The sequence below is a fragment of the Vibrio proteolyticus NBRC 13287 genome, assembly GCF_000467125.1.
Taxonomy (GTDB): domain Bacteria; phylum Pseudomonadota; class Gammaproteobacteria; order Enterobacterales; family Vibrionaceae; genus Vibrio; species Vibrio proteolyticus.
In genome coordinates this window covers 62,243-81,427 of sequence record NZ_BATJ01000022.1, presented here as the reverse complement: position 1 = coordinate 81,427, position 19,185 = coordinate 62,243, and the positions used below count along the sequence as shown (strand labels likewise).

The window sequence follows — 19,185 nt, the reverse complement described above, 5'->3', positions numbered from 1 at the left end:
CTTTTGTTTTAACTTCAGGCTTAGCCTGACTCAAAACGGACGGCCATTTTAGCGATTTAAGTTTTAGTGTCAACCACTTTTTTCAAAACTTTTTCAAGCGTTTCCGCTTGGCTAACTGGCCTGCCAACCCGACTGCGTTTCTTTCGAAGCGTTCCCGTGTCAGCGAGGGGGCATTATAGAGATCGGGATTTTATTGGCAACCCCTTTTTTTGAATTTTTTCCATATTTTCCGTCGTTCGGTTAGTAATTCATCGAGATGCTCTAAAATGCACCTTTATCTCTACAGATTCTTAAACTCAACCGCAAAAAGATCGACTTTTTTCCAGTTGGTATATTCGACTTCTTTACTGGTATCGGTCTCTCCACCAGTTAACGTCATGATCAGGCGAATCATCATGCGGTCAAACCAACGGTAACGCGGGTAATACAGCGCCCCAGCAAACACACCTATTAAGGAAGGGTGCCATGGGGACTTTTTCAGAAAGGTTTGGATATACGCACTGCCTTCCGGTGTGTCCTTACCCAGTTCTTCTTTACGCGCAGTCAAGTTGACGCAGATAAACGCGGCTTTGTGCTGAGTCAGTTGCGCCTGATGCGCATCAATAAACTGATACAGTTTACTGTGCAGTTTGCCATAACGGATCGAGGCGCCAATCAATACCCGCTCGTACTGGGATAAATCCAACTGGCCAACATCGAGTAAATTCACCATTTCAATGTCATGATGAGGCAATTGCGCAGCGATATGATGGAGGATTTTTTTGGTCTGCCCTTCGCGGGTTGAATACAGAAACAGAGCTTTCGCCACAATATCTCCTTAACTGCGCCAGAATGTTGGGGTTAGCAGTATTAATAAAGTAAAGATTTCCAGTCGGCCAAACAGCATCGAAACAATCAATACCCACTTGGCTTTGTCATTCACGTCACCAAAATGCAGCGCGACCTCCCCTAATCCGGGCCCCAGGTTGTTCAAGGTCGCAGCGACGGCTGAAAACGCACTCAGTTCATCCATGCCAGTCGCAATCAATCCGAGCATGCACACTACAAACACCAGAGCATAAGCCGAGAAAAATCCCCAGACGGCGTCCACCACCCGCTGCGGCAGCGCGCTGCCACCCACTTTAATGGTATAAACCGCCCGAGGGTGCACCAACCGCTTAAGTTCACGCGCACCCTGTAGCGTCAGTAATAACACCCGTATCACTTTCATCCCGCCACCGGTTGACCCCGCACAGCCGCCAATAAAAGAAGAGAACAACAGCAGTACCGGTAAAAACAGCGGCCAGTCCGCGAACCCGGTGGTGGTGAAGCCTGCGGTGGTCGAAATGGAGACCGTTTGGAATAACGCCTGATCAAACGCGTCATAAAATGAGTTATAGGAGTGGTGGCTGAGCAGCATTAGAAAACAGATGGTAAACAGTATCACCTGAATCAGAATAAACGCACGGAACTCAGGATCGCGCCAATAATACTTAGGATGAACGCCCCCCGACGCAAACGCCGCATAATGTAAAGTGAAGTTACACGCAGACACCAGCAAGAAAAACACCGTAATCATATTGATGGCGTAGCTGTCGAAGTAACCGATGCTCGCATCGTGGGTGGAAAATCCCCCAATCGCGATGGTCGAGAAACTGTGGCCGATGGCATCAAACGGTGTCATACCCGCCAACCAGAATGCCGTGGCGCATGCAATTGTCAGGCTGAGATAGATGTACCACAGCGCCTTAGCGGTTTCGGCAATACGGGGAGTCATCTTCTTGTCTTTCACCGGGCCCGGGATTTCCGCCCGATATAACTGCATACCACCGATCCCCAGTACCGGCAGAATGGCGACCGCCAACACGATAATCCCCATGCCGCCAAACCATTGCAGGAACTGGCGATAAAACAGGATCGCTTTGGGCAATTCATCCAATCCGACAATCACGGTGGCACCAGTTGTGGTTAACGCCGAAAACGACTCAAAAAACGCGTCCGTGACCGAGACATTCGGATTGTCTGAGATCAGAAACGGCAATGCTCCGGCACTGCCGATAACCGTCCAGAATAACACCACAATCAAAAAACCATCGCGGGCTTTCAGTTCGTGCTTGTGACGCCGGTTTGGGAACCAACAAACTGCCCCGCAAAATAGCAGAACAAAAAATGTGGTTACAAATGACACGCCAGCTCCGTCGCGATAAATCAGTGCCACCAGTGCTGGCATCAGCATGGAAACACTAAACAAGGCGAGCAGCAGCCCGACGATTCGGATAATAGATCGAAATTGCATTGCTTTCTGATGCGTGAAGCGATTGGCTTCTGACTTCCTTTTAAGTCCCGGTTAACGGGAACACCACGGCTTTAGCGCCACTTTTATTGATAATACTCTGAGTTAATCCGTCTACCTGCCGTCGCTCGACCTCGACGATTAACTCGACCATGTCGCTGTAGCTGGCGTCCACTTCCCTGGCACCAAACTGAACCAACAACGACTGAGCTATCGGCATGAAAGCATAGTCTAACTGGAGTCTCAAATGAGTGGTGATTTTTTTCTCGATAGTTTGAAGCCGCTTAAGTGCTTGCTGCACTCCGCCCCCATACGCCTTGACTAACCCGCCCGTACCAAGCTTGATGCCACCAGAATAGCGCGTCACCACCGCGGTCAGCTCTCCCACCCCGGATCCCGATAACTGCGCCAGAATCGGTTTACCCGCCGTACCGGACGGTTCGCCATCGTCACTGAATCCCCACAACATGGAGTCTTCAGGCCGACCAGCCACAAACCCCCAGCAGTTGTGCCTGGCATCAGAATGTTTGGCTTTGATCTGCTCTACGAACCCTTTTGCCGCTTCCACGCAGGGGGTATGGGCCAAATGCGTAATAAAAAGGCTCTTTTTGATTTCTTCTTCAAACACCGCTGGCGCGGCAGGGATCAGATACGGCAGATCGTTCATTGTTTCACTGGGGTTGATGCATTCACGCCCAGTGTATCACGAGGCCCTATGAAAGGGAGGGAGGATCTGCTCAATCGCACAATGTTAAACACTTGTTTAAAAAATGTATTGAAATTCAACAATCACAGGTCCACACTAATCATCACTGGTCTAACCAGAACAAAAAGTATAACGACTTACCTCTACACACAATCGCAGATTGTAGGTCATGGAGATAGACAATGATTTACCAAGCCAACACCCTACAGGTAAAGGAATTACAAGACGGTATTGCCGAGCTCAGCTTTTGCTCTCCCAATTCAGTCAACAAGCTGGATCTGGCAACACTGGAATCACTCGATAAAGCGCTCGACGCACTGAACGCCCATCCCGGCCTAAAAGGCCTGTTGCTGACGTCTGACAAGGACAGCTTTATCGTTGGGGCTGATATCACCGAGTTTCTGGGTTTGTTCGCCAAGCCAGAGCAAGAACTGGATCAATGGCTGCAGTTTGCCAACAGCATCTTTAATAAACTGGAAGATCTGCCGGTTCCTACCGTGTCGGTGGTCAAAGGTCATACTCTGGGCGGCGGTTGTGAGTGTGTACTCGCTACTGACATGCGCATTGGTGATAAAACCGCCAGCATCGGCCTGCCGGAAACCAAACTGGGCATCATGCCGGGTTTTGGTGGCTGTGTACGCCTGCCACGCGTGATCGGCGCTGACAGCGCAATGGAAATCATCACCCAGGGTAAAGCCTGCCGCGCTGACGAAGCACTCAAGGTGGGTCTGCTGGATGCGGTGGTTGACAGCGAGACCTTGCGCGAATCCGCACTGACGACCCTCCAACAAGCGATCAATGAACAACTGGACTGGCAACGCCGCCGCCGTGAAAAAACCTCCGCGCTGACGCTGAGCAAATTGGAAGCCACGATGAGTTTCACCATGGCGAAAGGTCTGGTGGCGCAAAAAGCCGGCCCGCACTACCCGGCGCCAATGGCCGCGGTCATGACCATCGAAGCAGGCGCTCGCAGCGAGCGTGATGCCGCGCTGGCGATTGAACGTCAATACTTCATCAAGCTGGCCAAGTCCGAAGAAGCCAAGTCTCTGGTGGGGTTGTTCCTCAACGATCAGTACATCAAGAGTCTGGCCAAAAAAGCGGGTAAAGCCGCCGATAAAGACACCCAACGGGCCGCCGTCCTTGGCGCCGGGATCATGGGAGGCGGCATCGCCTACCAATCGGCGCTGAAGGGGGTGCCGGTTTTGATGAAGGACATCGCTCAGCCGTCATTGGATCTCGGTATGACCGAAGCCGCGAAGCTGCTGAACAAGCAGTTGGAGCGCGGTCGTATCGACGGCTTCAAGATGTCCGGTATTCTGGCTTCGATCACTCCGAGCCTGCACTATGCCGGTATTGAACAAGCCGATATCGTGGTGGAAGCCGTGGTCGAAAACCCGAAAGTAAAAGCCGCGGTTCTGAGCGAAGTAGAGCAAAACGTTGGTGAAGACACCGTGCTGACCTCCAACACTTCCACCATTCCGATTGACCTGCTGGCAAAATCGCTGCAACGTCCGGAAAACTTCTGTGGTATGCACTTCTTCAACCCGGTTCATCGCATGCCGCTGGTGGAGATTATCCGCGGTGAGAAAACCTCACAAGATACCATCAATCGCGTGGTGGCATACGCGGCTAAGATGGGCAAATCCCCAATCGTGGTCAACGACTGCCCGGGCTTTTTCGTCAACCGGGTGCTGTTCCCGTATTTCGGTGGTTTCAGCATGCTGTTGCGTGATGGCGCAGATTTCACCCGGATTGATAAAGTCATGGAACGCCAGTTCGGTTGGCCTATGGGTCCGGCGTATCTGCTGGATGTGGTCGGCATCGACACAGCACACCACGCGCAAGCCGTTATGGCACAAGGTTTCCCTGAGCGTATGGCCAAGCAAGGCCGCGATGCCATTGATGCTTTGTATGAAGCCAACCGTTACGGTCAAAAGAATGGCCACGGTTTCTACAGCTACTCCACGGATCGCAAAGGCAAACCGAAGAAAACTTTCACCGATGAGATCGTTCCGCTGCTGGCCGACGTGTGTGCTGCACCGGCGGAGTTCGATGATCAAACGCTGATCGAACGTATGATGATCCCGATGATCAACGAAGTGGTGTTGTGCCTGCAGGAAAACATCATTGCCTCTGCGCAAGAAGCGGATATGGCACTGGTCTACGGTTTGGGCTTCCCTCCATTCCGCGGCGGGGTGTGTCGTTACCTCGACAGCCTGGGGATCAGCAACTACATCGAGATGGCGAAGCAATACGCCTCGCTGGGTGCGATGTATCAGGTGCCTCAGCTACTGCTGGATATGGCAGCCAACAACCAGAGCTTTTACGGTACGCAACAAGCCGGTTCTATCTAGGAGGGATACCAAATGAAAAACGTAGTAGTTGTTGATTGTCTGCGCACACCTATGGGTCGCTCCAAAGGCGGTGCGTTCCGTCACACACGCGCCGAAGATTTGTCGGCGCACCTGATGAAAGGCCTGCTGGAACGTAACCCTCAGGTGAATCCAGGTGACATCGAAGATATCTACTGGGGCTGTGTACAGCAGACTCTCGAGCAAGGCTTCAACGTTGCTCGAAATGCCGCGCTACTGGCAGGCCTGCCGATCGAAATCGGTGCGGTCACCGTCAACCGGTTGTGTGGTTCGTCCATGCAGGCTCTGCATGACGGTACGCGCGCGATTATGGTCGGTGATGCGGACATCTGTCTGATTGGTGGTGTGGAACATATGGGTCACGTACCAATGACACACGGCGTCGATTTCCACCCGAAAATGTCCAAGAACGTCGCCAAAGCCGCCGGCATGATGGGCCTGACAGCAGAAATGCTGGGCAAGTTGCATGGCATCAGCCGTGAGCAGCAGGACGAATTTGCCGCCCGCTCTCACGCCCGAGCACACGCCGCGACACTGGAAGGCCGGTTCAAAAACGAAATCCTGCCCACGGAAGGACACGGCCCGGACGGCACACTGTTCACCCTCGACTTTGACGAGGTGATCCGCCCGGAAACCACGGTCGAAGGTCTGTCTCAGCTGCGTCCGGTGTTTGACCCGGCACACGGCACCGTCACTGCTGGTTCGTCTTCTGCTCTGTCTGACGGCGCGGCCGCGATGCTGATCATGAGTGAAGACAAAGCCAACGAGCTCGGTCTAACCATCCGTGCAAAAGTGCGGGCCATGGCTATTGCCGGCTGCGATCCGTCCATCATGGGTTACGGCCCTGTCCCCGCGACGCAAAAAGCGCTTAAACGCGCCGGACTGAGCATTGACGACATGGACGTGATTGAGCTTAACGAAGCGTTCGCCGCGCAGTCACTGCCGTGTGCCAAAGATCTTGGCCTGCTGGATGTGGTCGACGAGAAAGTGAACCTCAACGGCGGTGCGATCGCACTCGGTCACCCACTGGGGTGCTCCGGCGCGCGCATTTCCACCACGCTGATCAACTTGATGGAAGCCAAAGGCGCAAAATACGGCCTGGCCACCATGTGTATCGGTCTGGGTCAGGGGATCGCGACGGTGTTTGAACGCCCATAACTCCAGATGACCACCAAAACAACGCCGGCTCCCCACCGGCGTTTTTTATTGTCCGGATGCTAATGGGCCTGTAGCCAATCCTGATAGAGCTGTTGGCTGGAGCCAAGATAATCCACCATCCACTCGATCATTTTATGATTCTCATCTTTACGCCATACCAGACAACAATGGCTGAGCGGTCGCTCTTCGGCGAGGATTTTTTCCACCAGCAAGCCCTCCGCGATCAACGGCTGGGCAATATGGCGCGGCATGTAACCGACCCCGACCCCGTTTCTCAGGCACTCAATCGCACTGTACCAGTTCGGCAGCAGCAAACGTCGCTGCCCGGGATAATGCACGGTATGCCGCTTGGGCAACACGTTCGATGTGTCATCGAGGCAAATGGCCGGAAACTGACTGACAAACGCTTCACTCAAGGTCTGCTCACGCACACACGGGTGGCTCGGCGACATCACAAACGCCCAATCGAGTACCCCCATGTCTTTCACCTCAAAATCGCCGCCGACCGGCACCGCGGCTGTGGCCCCAATCACGATGTCCGCCCGCCCCTGTGAAATCGACTCCCAGGAGCCGTTGAACACTTCCATATTGATCTGCAGTTCGGCGTGCTGAAACGTGGCATAAAAGTCCTCCACCAACGGTTTCATTTTGTCCAGTTTCACCACGTTATCCAGTGTCACGCGCAGCGTTTTCTGCCAACCGTGCGCAGCGCGGCGGGTCTGCGCTTTGATCTCTTCCATCTGTCTCAGCATGAGACGCGCCTCCGCCAGAAACAGTTCTCCGGCCGGGGTCAGCTCCACTTTGCGCGGCAGACGACGAAACAAGATCACGCCGAGCTCTTTTTCCAACTGACGCACACTGTAGCTGATGGCCGACGGCACCCGATGCAACACATCAGCCGCGGCGGTAAAACTCTCTAAGCGGGCAACGGTATCGACCATCTCCAGCGACGATTTGGAAAACAGACTCATGATCCACCTTTCAAATTTTTTGATTGATAACTGCAAATATTAACGTTTTATTTTCTTAAAAGCGAAAAATACAATAACTAAGTGAATAAAAATGGTGGATTACGCACCAGAGTAACTGATGAATAATTTTGAATGGAAACGTTATGAAAGTATCCAAATTACAACTTTTCTATCTTGCCGCGCTGTCGATGCTGGCGTTTGTTGCCACCGATATGTACCTGCCGGCGTTCAAAGCAATGGAAACCGATTTTGCCACCGGGCCGGAACAGATAGCGCTGTCGTTGACGGTGTTTCTGGTCGGTATGGCCAGCGGTCAACTGCTCTGGGGACTGGCTTCGGACAAGTTTGGCCACCGCAACACACTGTTCAGCGGCATGCTGGTGTTCACTCTGGCTTCACTCGGACTGGCTTTCTGTGATCAGGTGTGGCAACTGCTGACGTTGCGTTTCGTGCAGGCCATCGGCGTGTGCGCTCCAGCGGTAATCTGGCAGGCTATGGTGATAAAACGCTACGATGCGTCCACCCGCCAGCAGTTGTTTGCCACCATTATGCCGTTGGTGGCTCTGTCTCCGGCACTGGCTCCGCAGCTGGGCGTTGTCCTAACCAACCAGTTCAACTGGCAAAGCATCTTTGTCTGCCTGACGTTGGTTGGTGTGGTCCTGGCGGCAGCAACTCTGGCGCAGTCAAAAGAGGCGGTGGCCGTCAAACAAACCTCGATGGGGGCCGACATCAAGGCCCTGCTGCATTCCAAATCTTACCTGGGCAATGTGATGATGTACGCCACCGCTTCAGCGGCGTTTTTTGCGTATCTGACCGGCATGCCGGAAATCATGGCAAAACTGGGCTATGACGCGAAAGACATCGGCCTGAGTTTCATCCCACAAACCATCGCTTTTATTGCGGGTGGTTATCTGGGGAAAGTCGCCGTAAAAAAATTTGGTGACGAGAAAATTCTTAAACAGCTGTTGGGCCTGTTCAGTGTAGCCAGCTTGCTGGTGTTCATTGCTTCGCAGTGGCAACTGAGCTCGATCTGGCCGATTCTAGCCCCTTTCTGTTTGCTGGCTGTCGCCAATGGCGCGATGTACCCAATTGTGGTCAACCGTGCCCTGTCGAGTGCCAAGCAAAGCCCGGCCACGGCCGCTGGCTTGCAGAACAGCCTGCAAATTTGTGTCAGCAGCCTGGCAAGCGCTCTGGTCGCCGCAATGGCCAGCCAGGCGCAAATGGTCACCGGCATCGCTATCCTGATTTGCATGGGAGGGTTGTGGCTGGGGTACGTGATTTCCAATCGTGCCCTGAGACAACACTTCACCACACCGGACAACGCCCGGGTGGTCAGCGAAGAGTAATCACACCATCAGAGCCGCAGACTGCGGCTCTTTTTTCACTCAGCCTACAGGCTGGTCAGGCCCCACTTTTGCGCCGTCTGTGTGAAAAAGCCCTGGGTTTTCTTCAATTCGATCCAATGGTTGATGTAGTTGATCCACACCTGGTCATCCTGAGGGAGCAACATCGCGATCGGAGTCGGACGACGCGGGGCTTTTACGGGTACGATCGCCAGTTGGCTGAACTTTTCCACTAAGGTGGCAGCTTCAACATTCGACGTGACCGATACGTCTGCGCGTTTGGCCAGCAATTCCTGAAAATCGCGCGCCGGTGCTTCAATCACAATATGCTGCGCTGACGGGAAAAACTCTTTGACCATTTTTTCCTGTACGGTACCAAGCGTCGCGGCCACTTTGACATTGGGCTGATCAAAGTCAGACCAGTCCGAAAACCTGACCAGATCTTTTTTCTGCACCACAGGCACAAATGCCAGATAAAAATACGGCTGACTGTAACCGGCCACTTTAGCTCGGGACATGTTCAAAGAGGCGCTGCCGGTAATGTCGTATTTGTTGGCGGTGATGCCATTGACCAGCGTTTTCCAGTCGGTGGCAACATACTCCACTTTGACCCCGAGATCGCTGGCCAGCGCCGTGGTCACATCGATATCAAAGCCGCGATAACCATTGCTGGCCGGATCTTTCATCGTCATTGGATTCCAGTCTCCGGTGGTACCGACCCGCAGCACGCCGCTGTCGAGGATCTGCTGCAGCCGGCTGGTCTCCGCCCACGCCTGACCGATGGCCAGAACACACATTCCCAATGCCAGTATGAACTTGTTCATTTTCGCTATCCTTAAAGTTATTACGTTCGAGGCAAAATCACTGATAACATAGCAGCAACAAACGGATTTTTTTAGCCAATACAAGGTGTAGTGTGACGGGTCGATATTTATTACTGCTCTCGCTCCTGCTACTGACAGGATGCTCAGATTATCAATGGGGATGGTATGTGCTCGATCCGTCTACCGAACAAGGGCGCACCAACCTGAGCTTTTTGCTGGCGGGCTTTAACGACACCATTCAGGTGTCGCTGCTGAGCATGCTGCTGGCGATGACACTCGGTCTGCTGGTGGCACTGCTGGCGTTGTCAGAGTCGCGCCTCCTACAATGGCTGAACCGCTTGTATGTCGAGGTCATCCGCTCCATTCCAGCGCTGGTGCTGTTGTTGTGGGTCTATTACGGCATGCCTACGCTGCTGGACATCTCACTGAATCATTTCTGGGCTGGCGTGATTGCCCTGACTGTCGCCGAAAGCGCATTTATGGCCGAGGTATTTCGAGGCGGGATTCAGGCAATTGCGCGTGGCCAGCACGAAGCAGCGGAATCGCTGGGACTCAGCTACGGGCAGAAAATGCGCCTGATCATTCTGCCACAGGCATTTCGTCACATCCTGCCGCCACTGGGCAATCAGTTTGTCTATATTCTGAAGATGTCATCGCTGGTCAGTGTGATCGGTTTGAGTGATCTGACCCGCCGGGCCAATGAGCTGGTGGTGAATGAGTACTTACCGCTGGAGATCTATACTTTTCTGGTTCTGGAGTACTTGCTGCTTATCTTACTGGTATCACAAAGCGTTCGCTGGCTGGAAAAACGCATTGCCATTCCGGGCCACTAGCCCAGATAGCACAACGCCGCTGTATACAGCGGCGTTGGATTGCTCTATCGCATTACTTTTTCTTTACCGGACGCTGCCAGCCCGCAATGGTGCGCTCTTTTACGCGAGTGATCACTAACTCACCCTGAGCCACGTCCTTGGTCAATGTCGTCCCCGCACCGATGGTCGCACCGTCCGCCACAGTGACTGGTGCCACCAGCTGACTGTCGGAGCCGACAAACACATCATTGCCAATCACGGTTTTGAATTTGTTGGCGCCGTCGTAGTTGCAGGTGATGGTACCAGCTCCGATGTTGGTACGCTGACCGATTTCAGCGTCGCCCAGATACGTCAGGTGATTGGCTTTTGAGCCTTCGCCAATGCGGGTGTTTTTCACTTCGACAAAATTACCGACGTGCGAATCGTTGCGCATTTCTGCTCCCGGACGCAGACGGGTAAACGGTCCGACGGTACACTCTTCACCGACCGTGGCCCCTTCGATCACGCTGTACGGACGCACCACAGTGTTGTCGTCAATCTCACAATCTTTCAGCACACAACCGCTGCCGATCACCACGTTATCACCCAAAGTGACGTTACCTTCGATGATCACATTGGTATCGATTTCACAGTCCATGCCACACTGCAGCTCACCGCGCAGATCGAAACGAGCCGGATCGCGCAACATCACCCCCTGCTCAAGCAGTTTTTGCGCCTGCATAGACTGGAAGGCCCGCTCAAGACGCGCCAGCTGAGCCCGGTCGTTAACCCCTTCCACTTCAATAGGAGTGCCCGGGTGTACCGCTTCCACGGCGCGTCCTTCATCGTGCGCCGCCGCAATCACGTCCGTAAGATAATATTCGCCTTGCGCGTTTTCGTTGTTGAGTCCGGACAACCAGCGTTTCAGATCCCCGCCCGTGGCGACCATAACCCCAGTGTTGATCTCTTTGATCAGCTTCTGCTCTTCCGTCGCGTCTTTTTGTTCCACGATCGCCACAACCGGGCCATTTTTCCGCACGATGCGGCCATAGCCGGTCGGGTTATCCAAGACAACAGTCAGCAGTGCGATCCCGCCAGTTGGTTGCGCATCCAGCAGGCTCTCGATGGTTTCTTCCGAGATCAAAGGCACATCACCGTACAACACCAGGATTTTTTCATCGTCTTCAAATTGCGCGGAGGCCTGATCGACCGCGTGGCCCGTCCCCAATTGCTCTGCCTGCAAGACCCAATTGACCTGTTCGTCGGCCAGCTCCGAGTGCATCTGATCGCCACCGTGGCCATACACCAGATGGATATTCTGTGCTCCCAAACCGGCACAAGTGTCGATCACGTGTTTGACCATCGGCTTGCCTGCCAGAGTATGCAGAACCTTAGGTTTATTAGAGTACATACGGGTGCCTTTACCCGCAGCCAGAATAACCGCACTGAATTTCATAAAGTGACCTGTTGGAATTGTGAAAAAATTTTTGAGGAGATTGTAGCGGCTTCGCGTCGATTAGTTAAACGATGCGGGAAAATTTACTTTAAAAAATAAGCAAAAAGGCGGTCAAATGACCGCCTTTTACTGCACGTTGCTAAAGATTAGCGACGTTTCTTTGTCAGCTCAATTACTCGTAGCTGAGCAATGGCTTTAGCCAGTTCACTGGCCGCTTGCGCGAAGTCCATGTCGCCATGCTGATTCTGAATCTTCTCTTCAGCGCGACGCTTGGCTTCTTCTGCCTTCGCTGCGTCAAGGTCTTCACCACGGATTGCCGTATCAGCCAGCACAGTCGCTGTGCCAGGCTGAACTTCAACAATACCACCCGAGACATAAATGAACTCTTCGTGGCCGTGCTGTTTCACAATGCGCACCATACCAGGCTTGATAGCGGTCAGCAGCGGTGTGTGGCCATGGAAAATACCAAGCTCACCTTCGCTACCGGTCACCTGAAACGTTTCAACACGTCCAGAGAAAAGCTTTTTCTCTGCACTGACGACGTCTAGGTGAAAGGTTATTGCTGCCATATCGCCTCCTAGTTAGCCTTATAGCTTCTTCGCGTTCTCGATAGCATCGTCGATTGCACCGCAGTACATAAACGCTTGCTCTGGAACGTCGTCGTAGTCACCAGCTAGCAGACCTTTAAAGCCACGCAGAGTCTCTTTCAGAGGTACGTAGATACCAGGGTCGCCGGTAAATACTTCTGCTACGTGGTAAGGCTGAGTTAGGAAACGCTCAATCTTACGTGCACGAGATACCACTTGCTTGTCTGATTCAGACAGCTCGTCCATACCTAGGATCGCAATGATGTCTTTCAGCTCTTTGTAGCGCTGAAGTGTCTGCTGAACGCCACGCGCGATGTCGTAGTGCTCTTGACCAACGACCAGTGGGTCTAGCTGACGAGACGTTGAATCCAGTGGGTCGATCGCTGGGTACAGACCCATCGCTGCGATGTTACGGTTCAGTACCACCGTTGCATCCAAGTGCGCGAACGTGGTTGCCGGAGACGGGTCGGTCAAGTCATCCGCAGGTACGTATACTGCCTGTACAGACGTGATAGAACCTTGCTTAGTTGACGTGATACGTTCCTGAAGAACACCCATTTCTTCTGCCAGTGTAGGCTGGTAACCTACTGCAGATGGCATACGACCCAGCAGTGCTGATACCTCAGTACCTGCCAGTGTGTAACGGTAGATGTTGTCGATAAACAGCAGTACGTCACGACCTTCGTCACGGAAACGCTCTGCCATTGTCAGGCCCGTCAGGGCAACACGCAGACGGTTACCCGGTGGCTCGTTCATCTGACCGTAAACCATCGCAACCTTAGATTCTTCTGGTTTCTCGATGTTTACTACGCCTGCTTCCTGCATCTCGAAGTAGAAGTCGTTACCCTCACGAGTACGCTCACCTACACCGGCGAATACAGACAGACCTGAGTGTTGCAGTGCGATGTTGTTGATAAGCTCCATCATGTTAACGGTCTTACCTACACCTGCACCACCGAACAGACCAATTTTACCACCCTTCGCGAATGGACAAATCAGGTCGATTACTTTTACACCGGTCTCAAGAAGCGATGTTTCGTTTGACTGCTCTTCGTAGCTTGGTGCTTCACGGTGGATAGAGTAAGTCTCTTCCGCGCCGATTTCACCACGCTCGTCAATCGCGTCACCCAGAACGTTCATGATACGACCTAGGGTTTTAGTACCTACTGGTACTGAAATTGGAGCACCGGTGTTAACCACTTCCACTCCACGACGTAAACCATCAGAGCTACCCATCACGATACAACGAACTACGCCACCGCCTAGCTGTTGCTGAACCTCAAGAACCAGACGTTCTTTTGAGTCCGTAACGTTTAGAGCGTCATATACACTAGGTACTTCGCTCTGTGGGAACTCTACGTCGACTACCGCACCGATGATCTGTACGATCTTACCTGTAGCCATCGTTAATCCTCTAAACTGTTTCGTTTTACCTAAGCTTAAACCGCTGCCGCACCACCAACGATTTCCGACAGTTCTTGTGTAATCGCCGCCTGACGGGCTTTGTTGTACACAAGTTCTAAGTCGTCAATCAGGTTAGTCGCGTTGTCGGTTGCAGCCTTCATCGCAATCATTCGAGCCGCTTGCTCACAAGCAAGGTTCTCAACCACACCCTGGTAAACCTGAGACTCTACGTAACGCACTAATAGCGTATCCAGCAGAGGTTTTGGTTCAGGTTCGTAGATGTAGTCCCATGAATGCTCACGCTGCATCTCTTCGCTGTCCGATTTAGGCAAAGGTAGCAATTGATCGATCGTTGGTTGCTGAACCATGGTGTTGACAAACTTGTTGAACACCACATACAGACGGTCCAGTTCACCTTCATCGTATTTTTTCAGCATCACGCTGACAGAACCAATCAGATCTTCCAGCACCGGGCTGTCGCCCAGACCAGAGACCTGAGCAGCGACTTTCGCGCCGCTGTTGTTGAAGAAAGCGGTTGCTTTTGAGCCAATTACAGCCAGCTCAACGTCCGCACCTTTCTCTCTCCAGGCCTGCATATCCGTCACGGCTTTTTTGAACACGTTAATGTTCAAGCCACCACACAGACCACGGTCTGTGGATACGATGATGTAACCAACACGTTTGGCTTCACGCTCTTCCAGGTACGGATGACGGTACTCCAGATTTGCGTTTGCCACATGACCGATCACTTTACGCATTGTTTCCGCGTATGGACGAGAAGCTTCCATTGCATCTTGAGAACGACGCATTTTCGAAGCTGCTACCATTTCCATCGCTTTCGTAATCTTCTGAGTGCTTTTTACACTCCCGATTTTACTACGTATCTCTTTTGCGCCGGCCATCGTTACTCTCCATTAGTTGGTGGCAGAGCCTGCCACCGACCTGTTACCAAGTTTGGGTTGCTTTGAAATCGTCTACCAGTTTCTTCAACTGAGCTTCGATTTCATCGTTGTAAGCACCAGACTTGTCGATCTCAGCTGCCAGTTCAGCGTATTGACCGCGAGCGTACGATAGTAGAGCCGCCTCGAAATCCAGAACTTTAGTCAGTTCTACGTCATTCAGGTAACCGCGCTCTGCCGCAAAGATAGTCAGCGCCTGGTCAAAGACAGACATCGGAGCGTACTGCTTCTGCTTCATCAGTTCCGTTACTTTCTGACCGTGGTCCAGCTGACGTTTCGTCGCTTCGTCCAGATCAGAAGAGAACTGCGCGAATGCTGCCAGTTCACGGTAAGCAGCCAGAGCGGTACGGATACCACCAGACAGCTTCTTGATGATTTTCGTCTGAGCAGAACCACCTACACGAGATACTGAGATACCTGGGTCAACCGCTGGGCGTACACCCGCGTTGAACAGTTCAGTTTGCAGGAAGATCTGACCGTCGGTAATCGAGATTACGTTCGTCGGTACGAATGCTGATACGTCACCAGCTTGCGTTTCGATGATAGGCAGAGCCGTCAGAGAACCGGTCTTACCTTTCACTTCGCCGTTAGTGAAACGTTCTACGTACTCCGCGTTGACTCGAGCGGCACGCTCTAGCAAACGTGAGTGAAGGTAGAATACGTCACCCGGGAAAGCCTCACGGCCAGGTGGACGTTTCAGAAGTAGAGAGATCTGACGGTAAGCGACCGCTTGTTTCGATAGATCATCGTAAACAATCAGTGCGTCTTCGCCGCGATCACGGAAGTATTCACCCATCGCACAACCTGCGTATGGCGCCAGGTATTGCAGCGCTGCAGATTCAGAAGCCGATGCCACAACAACGATGGTGTTCGCCAGCGCGCCGTGCTCTTCCAGTTTGCGAACTACGTTAGCAATGGTCGATGCTTTCTGACCGATCGCGACGTAGATAGAGAAAATACCAGAGTTTTTCTGGTTGATGATCGCATCGATCGCCATCGCGGTTTTACCGGTCTGACGGTCACCGATCACAAGCTCACGCTGACCACGACCGATTGGGATCATTGAGTCAACTGACTTGTAACCAGTTTGAACAGGCTGATCAACCGATTGACGGTCGATTACACCTGGTGCAATCACTTCAACAGGCGAAGTCAGTTTGGCTTCGATAGGACCTTTACCGTCGATAGGCTCACCCAGCGTGTTCACTACGCGACCTAACAGTTCTGGACCCACTGGCACTTCAAGAATGCGGCCAGTACCTGTTACTTTCATGCCTTCCTTAAGGTCAGCATATGGGCCCATTACAACCGCACCAACCGAGTCACGCTCGAGGTTAAGTGCCAGTGCATAACGGCCACCCGGTAATTCAATCATTTCACCTTGCATCACGTCCGCCAGGCCGTGGATGCGGATGATACCATCGCTTACCGATACGATAGTACCCTCGTTGCGAGCTTCACTAACAACGTCGAAAGATTCGATACGCTGTTTGATCAGATCGCTGATTTCCGTGGAATTAAGTTGCATGCTCCAATCCCCATTAAGACTGCAATGCATCGCTCAGGCGGTTCAAACGACCACGCGCTGAGTTATCGATGACTAAGTCTCCGGCTCGAATAATAACCCCACCAAGTAGGGCCTCATCTACACTGCAATTCAGCTTCACTTTGCGCTCAAGACGCTGCTCAAGTTTGCTGCTGATGTCTGCCAGTTGCTGCTGAGAAAGCTCAGTCGCTGAAGTGACTTCAACGTCAATTTGCTTCTCATGCGCCTGCTTCAGAGCAAAATACTGCTCATAAACATCAGGAAGGGCACGAAGTCGGCCATTCTCAGCCATCACCTTCAACAGGTTCTGGCCATTTGCATCAACTTGCTCGCCACAAACGGCAACAAAGATGTCTGCCATTTTATCGGCAGCAACGGAACCGGTTAACAGTTCCTGCATCTGGGCGTTTTGAGCAACTTCCGCAGCGAAAGACAACATTTGACCCCATTGGTCCAGTTGGCCTTTTTCTACGGCAAAGTCGAATGCTGCTTTAGCATAGGGGCGTGCGATAGTAGTCAAATCAGACATATGCGCCCCCAGACTTAAAGTTTTGCAGTAATGTTGTCGAGAATATCTTTGTGCGCATCTTTATCGATGGAACGCTCAAGGATTTTCTCAGCACCAGCTACAGCCAGAGTTGCAACTTGTTTGCGCAGTTCATCACGCGCGCGGTTACGTTCAGCTTCAAGTTCCGCTTCTGCTTGCGCAAGGATTTTCTGGCGTTCTGCCTGAGCTTCCTCGCGAGCTTCGTCTAGAATTTGAGCTTTGCGCTTGTTCGCTTGCTCGATGACCTCAGTTGCTGTGCGCTTCGCTTCTTTCATCTGATCAGAAGCGTTGGCTTGTGCTAGTTCCAAGTCTTTTGCAGCACGCTCAGCGGCTGAAAGACCGTCAGCAATTTTCTTCTGACGTTCTTCGATCGCTTTGATGATTGGCGGCCATACATACTTCATGCAGAACCACACAAACAGTGCGAACGAGATTGCTTGACCTAGCAGAGTTGCGTTCATATTCACAACAGCTACCCCTCTAAATGGACTTAGTGTTAATCAGGGACAAACCGCAGTTTGCCTTACGTTAAAAGTGATTAACCTAGCTGACCAACGAATGGGTTCGCGAAAGTGAACAGAAGTGCGATTACGATACCGATCATAGGGATCGCATCAAGTAGACCAGCGATAATGAACATCTTAACTTGCAGCATAGGAGCCATTTCTGGTTGACGTGCAGCACCTTCAAGGAATTTACCACCTAGAAGTGCGAAACCAATCGCAGTACCAAGAGAAGCAAGACCGACGATAATACCTACGGCGATTGCAGAAAAGCTCAGTAAAGTTTCCATTACTATCTCCAATTTGTAGTTTTTGGCTTAGAGTGCCCGATAAATAAAGCTTAAAAAAATATTAGTGATCAGAATCTTCGTGTGCCATCGATAGATAAACGATGGTCAACATCATAAATACGAAGGCCTGAATCGTGATAACCAGAATATGGAAAATAGCCCACGGTAGTGAACCCATCCATTGTAGCCACCATGGTAGCATTGCCGCACAAAGAATGAATACAACCTCACCCGCGAACATGTTACCGAAGAGACGCATACCGAGTGACAGAGGTTTCGCCAGCAGCGAGACCACTTCAATCAGCAGGTTAAACGGAATCATGATTGGGTGATTAAATGGATGTAGAGCCAGTTCTTTGGCAAACCCACCCAGGCCTTTTACTTTGATGCTGTAGTAGATCATCAGAGCAAAAACGCCCAGAGCCATAGCCATGGTGATATTCACATCAGCAGAAGGTACCACTTTCAAGTAAGGGATACCGAGCCAATGCTCAGCTGGGTACGGTAAGAAGTCGATCGGGACTAGGTCCATCACGTTCATCAAAAATACCCAACAAAAGATAGTCAGTGCTAAAGGCGCGATCAGTGGGTTGCGTCCATGGAACGTGTCTTTGACGTTATCCGCGACAAATTCAACGATCATTTCTACAGCACACTGAAGCTTACCTGGTACACCTGCTGTTGCCTTCTTCGCCACTGAACGGAAAATCCATAGGAAAATCAGTCCTGTAAACAAAGAAAAAAACAGGCTATCGATATGTACGTTCCAGAAACTTGTCTCCTCCGCTACCAGACCCAGCTTGTATAAAGACAGGTTGGTAAGGTGGTGATCAATGTATCCGGCCGATGTTAGCGCTTCACCTGGCGCAGCCATAACTCGTCCTATTTTTTGTTGTTAATGAATAGCACTGGCGCACAGATATTAATACCTAGAGCCAGCAAATAGGTTAGTTTCAGGGGAACAAGTTCCACCTGCATATACATGTAGGCAACGGAGAAAAGTGCAACCGTGATGAGGATTTTGAGTGCTTCGCCTGTGTAGAAAGAGGCCGTGATTCGCTTTGCAGCGCGAGCTCCACTAAACATAAAAGCACACAGCGCGAATACCGCATTGGCCACGACAAATATGCCGCCGCCAACCAGCGCTGAAAGTCCCCATTCAGCATTCACGGCTACCGCCATCCCTGCTGCCACAAACATAACCGCGCCGGACTGGATCATTAACAATTGCTTAGCAAGCTCTCGTCCTGGTCTAGCCAACGCAGCTACCATGTATTCGTACCTCTAGTTAACTCCAACAGCCTGACGATTCCGGGCTCTGGAAATTGGCGAAAATTATACGGTGAGTCGGACTTAATGCAATTGAAACGCCGCAAAAAGTTACAATTTTGTTTACAAACCGACAACTTTCGTTCAAGAAATCATTTTTTGCACAATTGATTTAAATCAATTATCT

Annotated in this window: 19 protein-coding genes; 4 read left to right on the top strand and 15 right to left on the bottom strand. The window is 51.8% G+C overall.

From position 1 onward, the window contains the following. Positions 1–280 precede the first annotated feature (280 nt). Genes hemG through VPR01S_RS19280 form a run of 3 tightly spaced genes read right to left on the bottom strand, consistent with a single transcriptional unit; the run spans position 281 to position 2,939 of the window. Positions 281–808 (bottom strand): menaquinone-dependent protoporphyrinogen IX dehydrogenase, encoded by a 528-nt coding sequence (hemG, locus tag VPR01S_RS19290; RefSeq protein ID WP_021707057.1) that lies wholly within the window; start codon positions 806–808, stop codon positions 281–283. A gap of 9 nt (positions 809–817) precedes the next feature. Further along, a complete protein-coding gene (locus VPR01S_RS19285) occupies positions 818–2,275 on the bottom strand; it encodes a TrkH family potassium uptake protein (RefSeq protein WP_021707056.1) in 1,458 nt (485 codons plus the stop codon). Positions 2,276–2,315: 40 nt separating this feature from the next. Next, on the bottom strand, positions 2,316–2,939 hold the full coding sequence (locus VPR01S_RS19280) for a YigZ family protein (RefSeq protein WP_021707055.1): 624 nt from the start codon (positions 2,937–2,939) through the stop codon (positions 2,316–2,318). A gap of 221 nt (positions 2,940–3,160) precedes the next feature. On the opposite strand from VPR01S_RS19280, the gene fadB reads away from it, so the two are divergent. Together fadB and fadA are read left to right on the top strand one after the other, a co-directional pair. Continuing rightward, positions 3,161–5,332, top strand: coding sequence for a fatty acid oxidation complex subunit alpha FadB (fadB, locus tag VPR01S_RS19275; RefSeq protein ID WP_021707054.1), 2,172 nt, complete (start codon positions 3,161–3,163; stop codon positions 5,330–5,332). A gap of 12 nt (positions 5,333–5,344) precedes the next feature. After that, the gene (fadA, locus tag VPR01S_RS19270) at positions 5,345–6,508 is read left to right on the top strand and encodes an acetyl-CoA C-acyltransferase FadA (RefSeq protein WP_021707053.1); all 1,164 of its coding nucleotides are present in this window, start codon (positions 5,345–5,347) and stop codon (positions 6,506–6,508) included. Positions 6,509–6,567: 59 nt separating this feature from the next. Here fadA and punR read toward each other — a convergent pair whose 3' ends face one another. After that, the gene (punR, locus tag VPR01S_RS19265; RefSeq protein ID WP_040903156.1) at positions 6,568–7,473 is read right to left on the bottom strand and encodes a DNA-binding transcriptional activator PunR; all 906 of its coding nucleotides are present in this window, start codon (positions 7,471–7,473) and stop codon (positions 6,568–6,570) included. A 149-nt stretch (positions 7,474–7,622) separates the two neighbouring features. On the opposite strand from punR, the gene punC reads away from it, so the two are divergent. Then, positions 7,623–8,825 (top strand): purine nucleoside transporter PunC, encoded by a 1,203-nt coding sequence (gene punC, locus VPR01S_RS19260; protein ID WP_021707051.1) that lies wholly within the window; start codon positions 7,623–7,625, stop codon positions 8,823–8,825. Positions 8,826–8,869: 44 nt separating this feature from the next. Here punC and VPR01S_RS19255 read toward each other — a convergent pair whose 3' ends face one another. Next, on the bottom strand, positions 8,870–9,646 hold the full coding sequence (locus VPR01S_RS19255; protein ID WP_021707050.1) for a transporter substrate-binding domain-containing protein: 777 nt from the start codon (positions 9,644–9,646) through the stop codon (positions 8,870–8,872). 92 nt (positions 9,647–9,738) lie between these two features. Here VPR01S_RS19255 and VPR01S_RS19250 point away from each other — a divergent pair, with 92 nt between their 5' ends. Continuing rightward, the gene (locus VPR01S_RS19250; protein ID WP_040903148.1) at positions 9,739–10,479 is read left to right on the top strand and encodes an amino acid ABC transporter permease; all 741 of its coding nucleotides are present in this window, start codon (positions 9,739–9,741) and stop codon (positions 10,477–10,479) included. A gap of 52 nt (positions 10,480–10,531) precedes the next feature. Here VPR01S_RS19250 and glmU read toward each other — a convergent pair whose 3' ends face one another. The 10 genes from glmU to VPR01S_RS19200 form a co-directional block, all read right to left on the bottom strand. Further along, positions 10,532–11,893, bottom strand: coding sequence for a bifunctional UDP-N-acetylglucosamine diphosphorylase/glucosamine-1-phosphate N-acetyltransferase GlmU (glmU, locus tag VPR01S_RS19245; RefSeq protein ID WP_021707048.1), 1,362 nt, complete (start codon positions 11,891–11,893; stop codon positions 10,532–10,534). 146 nt (positions 11,894–12,039) lie between these two features. After that, on the bottom strand, positions 12,040–12,462 hold the full coding sequence (locus VPR01S_RS19240; protein ID WP_021707047.1) for a F0F1 ATP synthase subunit epsilon: 423 nt from the start codon (positions 12,460–12,462) through the stop codon (positions 12,040–12,042). An 18-nt stretch (positions 12,463–12,480) separates the two neighbouring features. Beyond that, positions 12,481–13,884 (bottom strand): F0F1 ATP synthase subunit beta, encoded by a 1,404-nt coding sequence (gene atpD / locus VPR01S_RS19235; RefSeq protein ID WP_021707046.1) that lies wholly within the window; start codon positions 13,882–13,884, stop codon positions 12,481–12,483. A 35-nt stretch (positions 13,885–13,919) separates the two neighbouring features. Then, positions 13,920–14,786, bottom strand: coding sequence for a F0F1 ATP synthase subunit gamma (gene atpG, locus VPR01S_RS19230; RefSeq protein ID WP_021707045.1), 867 nt, complete (start codon positions 14,784–14,786; stop codon positions 13,920–13,922). A 43-nt stretch (positions 14,787–14,829) separates the two neighbouring features. Continuing rightward, positions 14,830–16,371, bottom strand: a complete 1,542-nt coding sequence (gene atpA, locus VPR01S_RS19225) for a F0F1 ATP synthase subunit alpha (protein ID WP_021707044.1) — start codon at positions 16,369–16,371, stop codon at positions 14,830–14,832. A 13-nt stretch (positions 16,372–16,384) separates the two neighbouring features. After that, positions 16,385–16,918: a F0F1 ATP synthase subunit delta gene (gene atpH, locus VPR01S_RS19220; RefSeq protein WP_021707043.1), complete on the bottom strand. Its 534-nt coding sequence runs from the start codon at positions 16,916–16,918 to the stop codon at positions 16,385–16,387. A gap of 14 nt (positions 16,919–16,932) precedes the next feature. Next, entirely contained in the window at positions 16,933–17,403 is a 471-nt protein-coding gene (gene atpF / locus VPR01S_RS19215) for a F0F1 ATP synthase subunit B (protein WP_021707042.1), read from the bottom strand. Between the two features lie 71 nt (positions 17,404–17,474). After that, positions 17,475–17,729: a F0F1 ATP synthase subunit C gene (gene atpE / locus VPR01S_RS19210; protein ID WP_021707041.1), complete on the bottom strand. Its 255-nt coding sequence runs from the start codon at positions 17,727–17,729 to the stop codon at positions 17,475–17,477. 61 nt (positions 17,730–17,790) lie between these two features. Next, entirely contained in the window at positions 17,791–18,603 is an 813-nt protein-coding gene (gene atpB, locus VPR01S_RS19205) for a F0F1 ATP synthase subunit A (protein ID WP_021707040.1), read from the bottom strand. 8 nt (positions 18,604–18,611) lie between these two features. Next, a complete protein-coding gene (locus VPR01S_RS19200; protein ID WP_021707039.1) occupies positions 18,612–19,001 on the bottom strand; it encodes a F0F1 ATP synthase subunit I in 390 nt (129 codons plus the stop codon). Positions 19,002–19,185 lie beyond the last annotated feature (184 nt).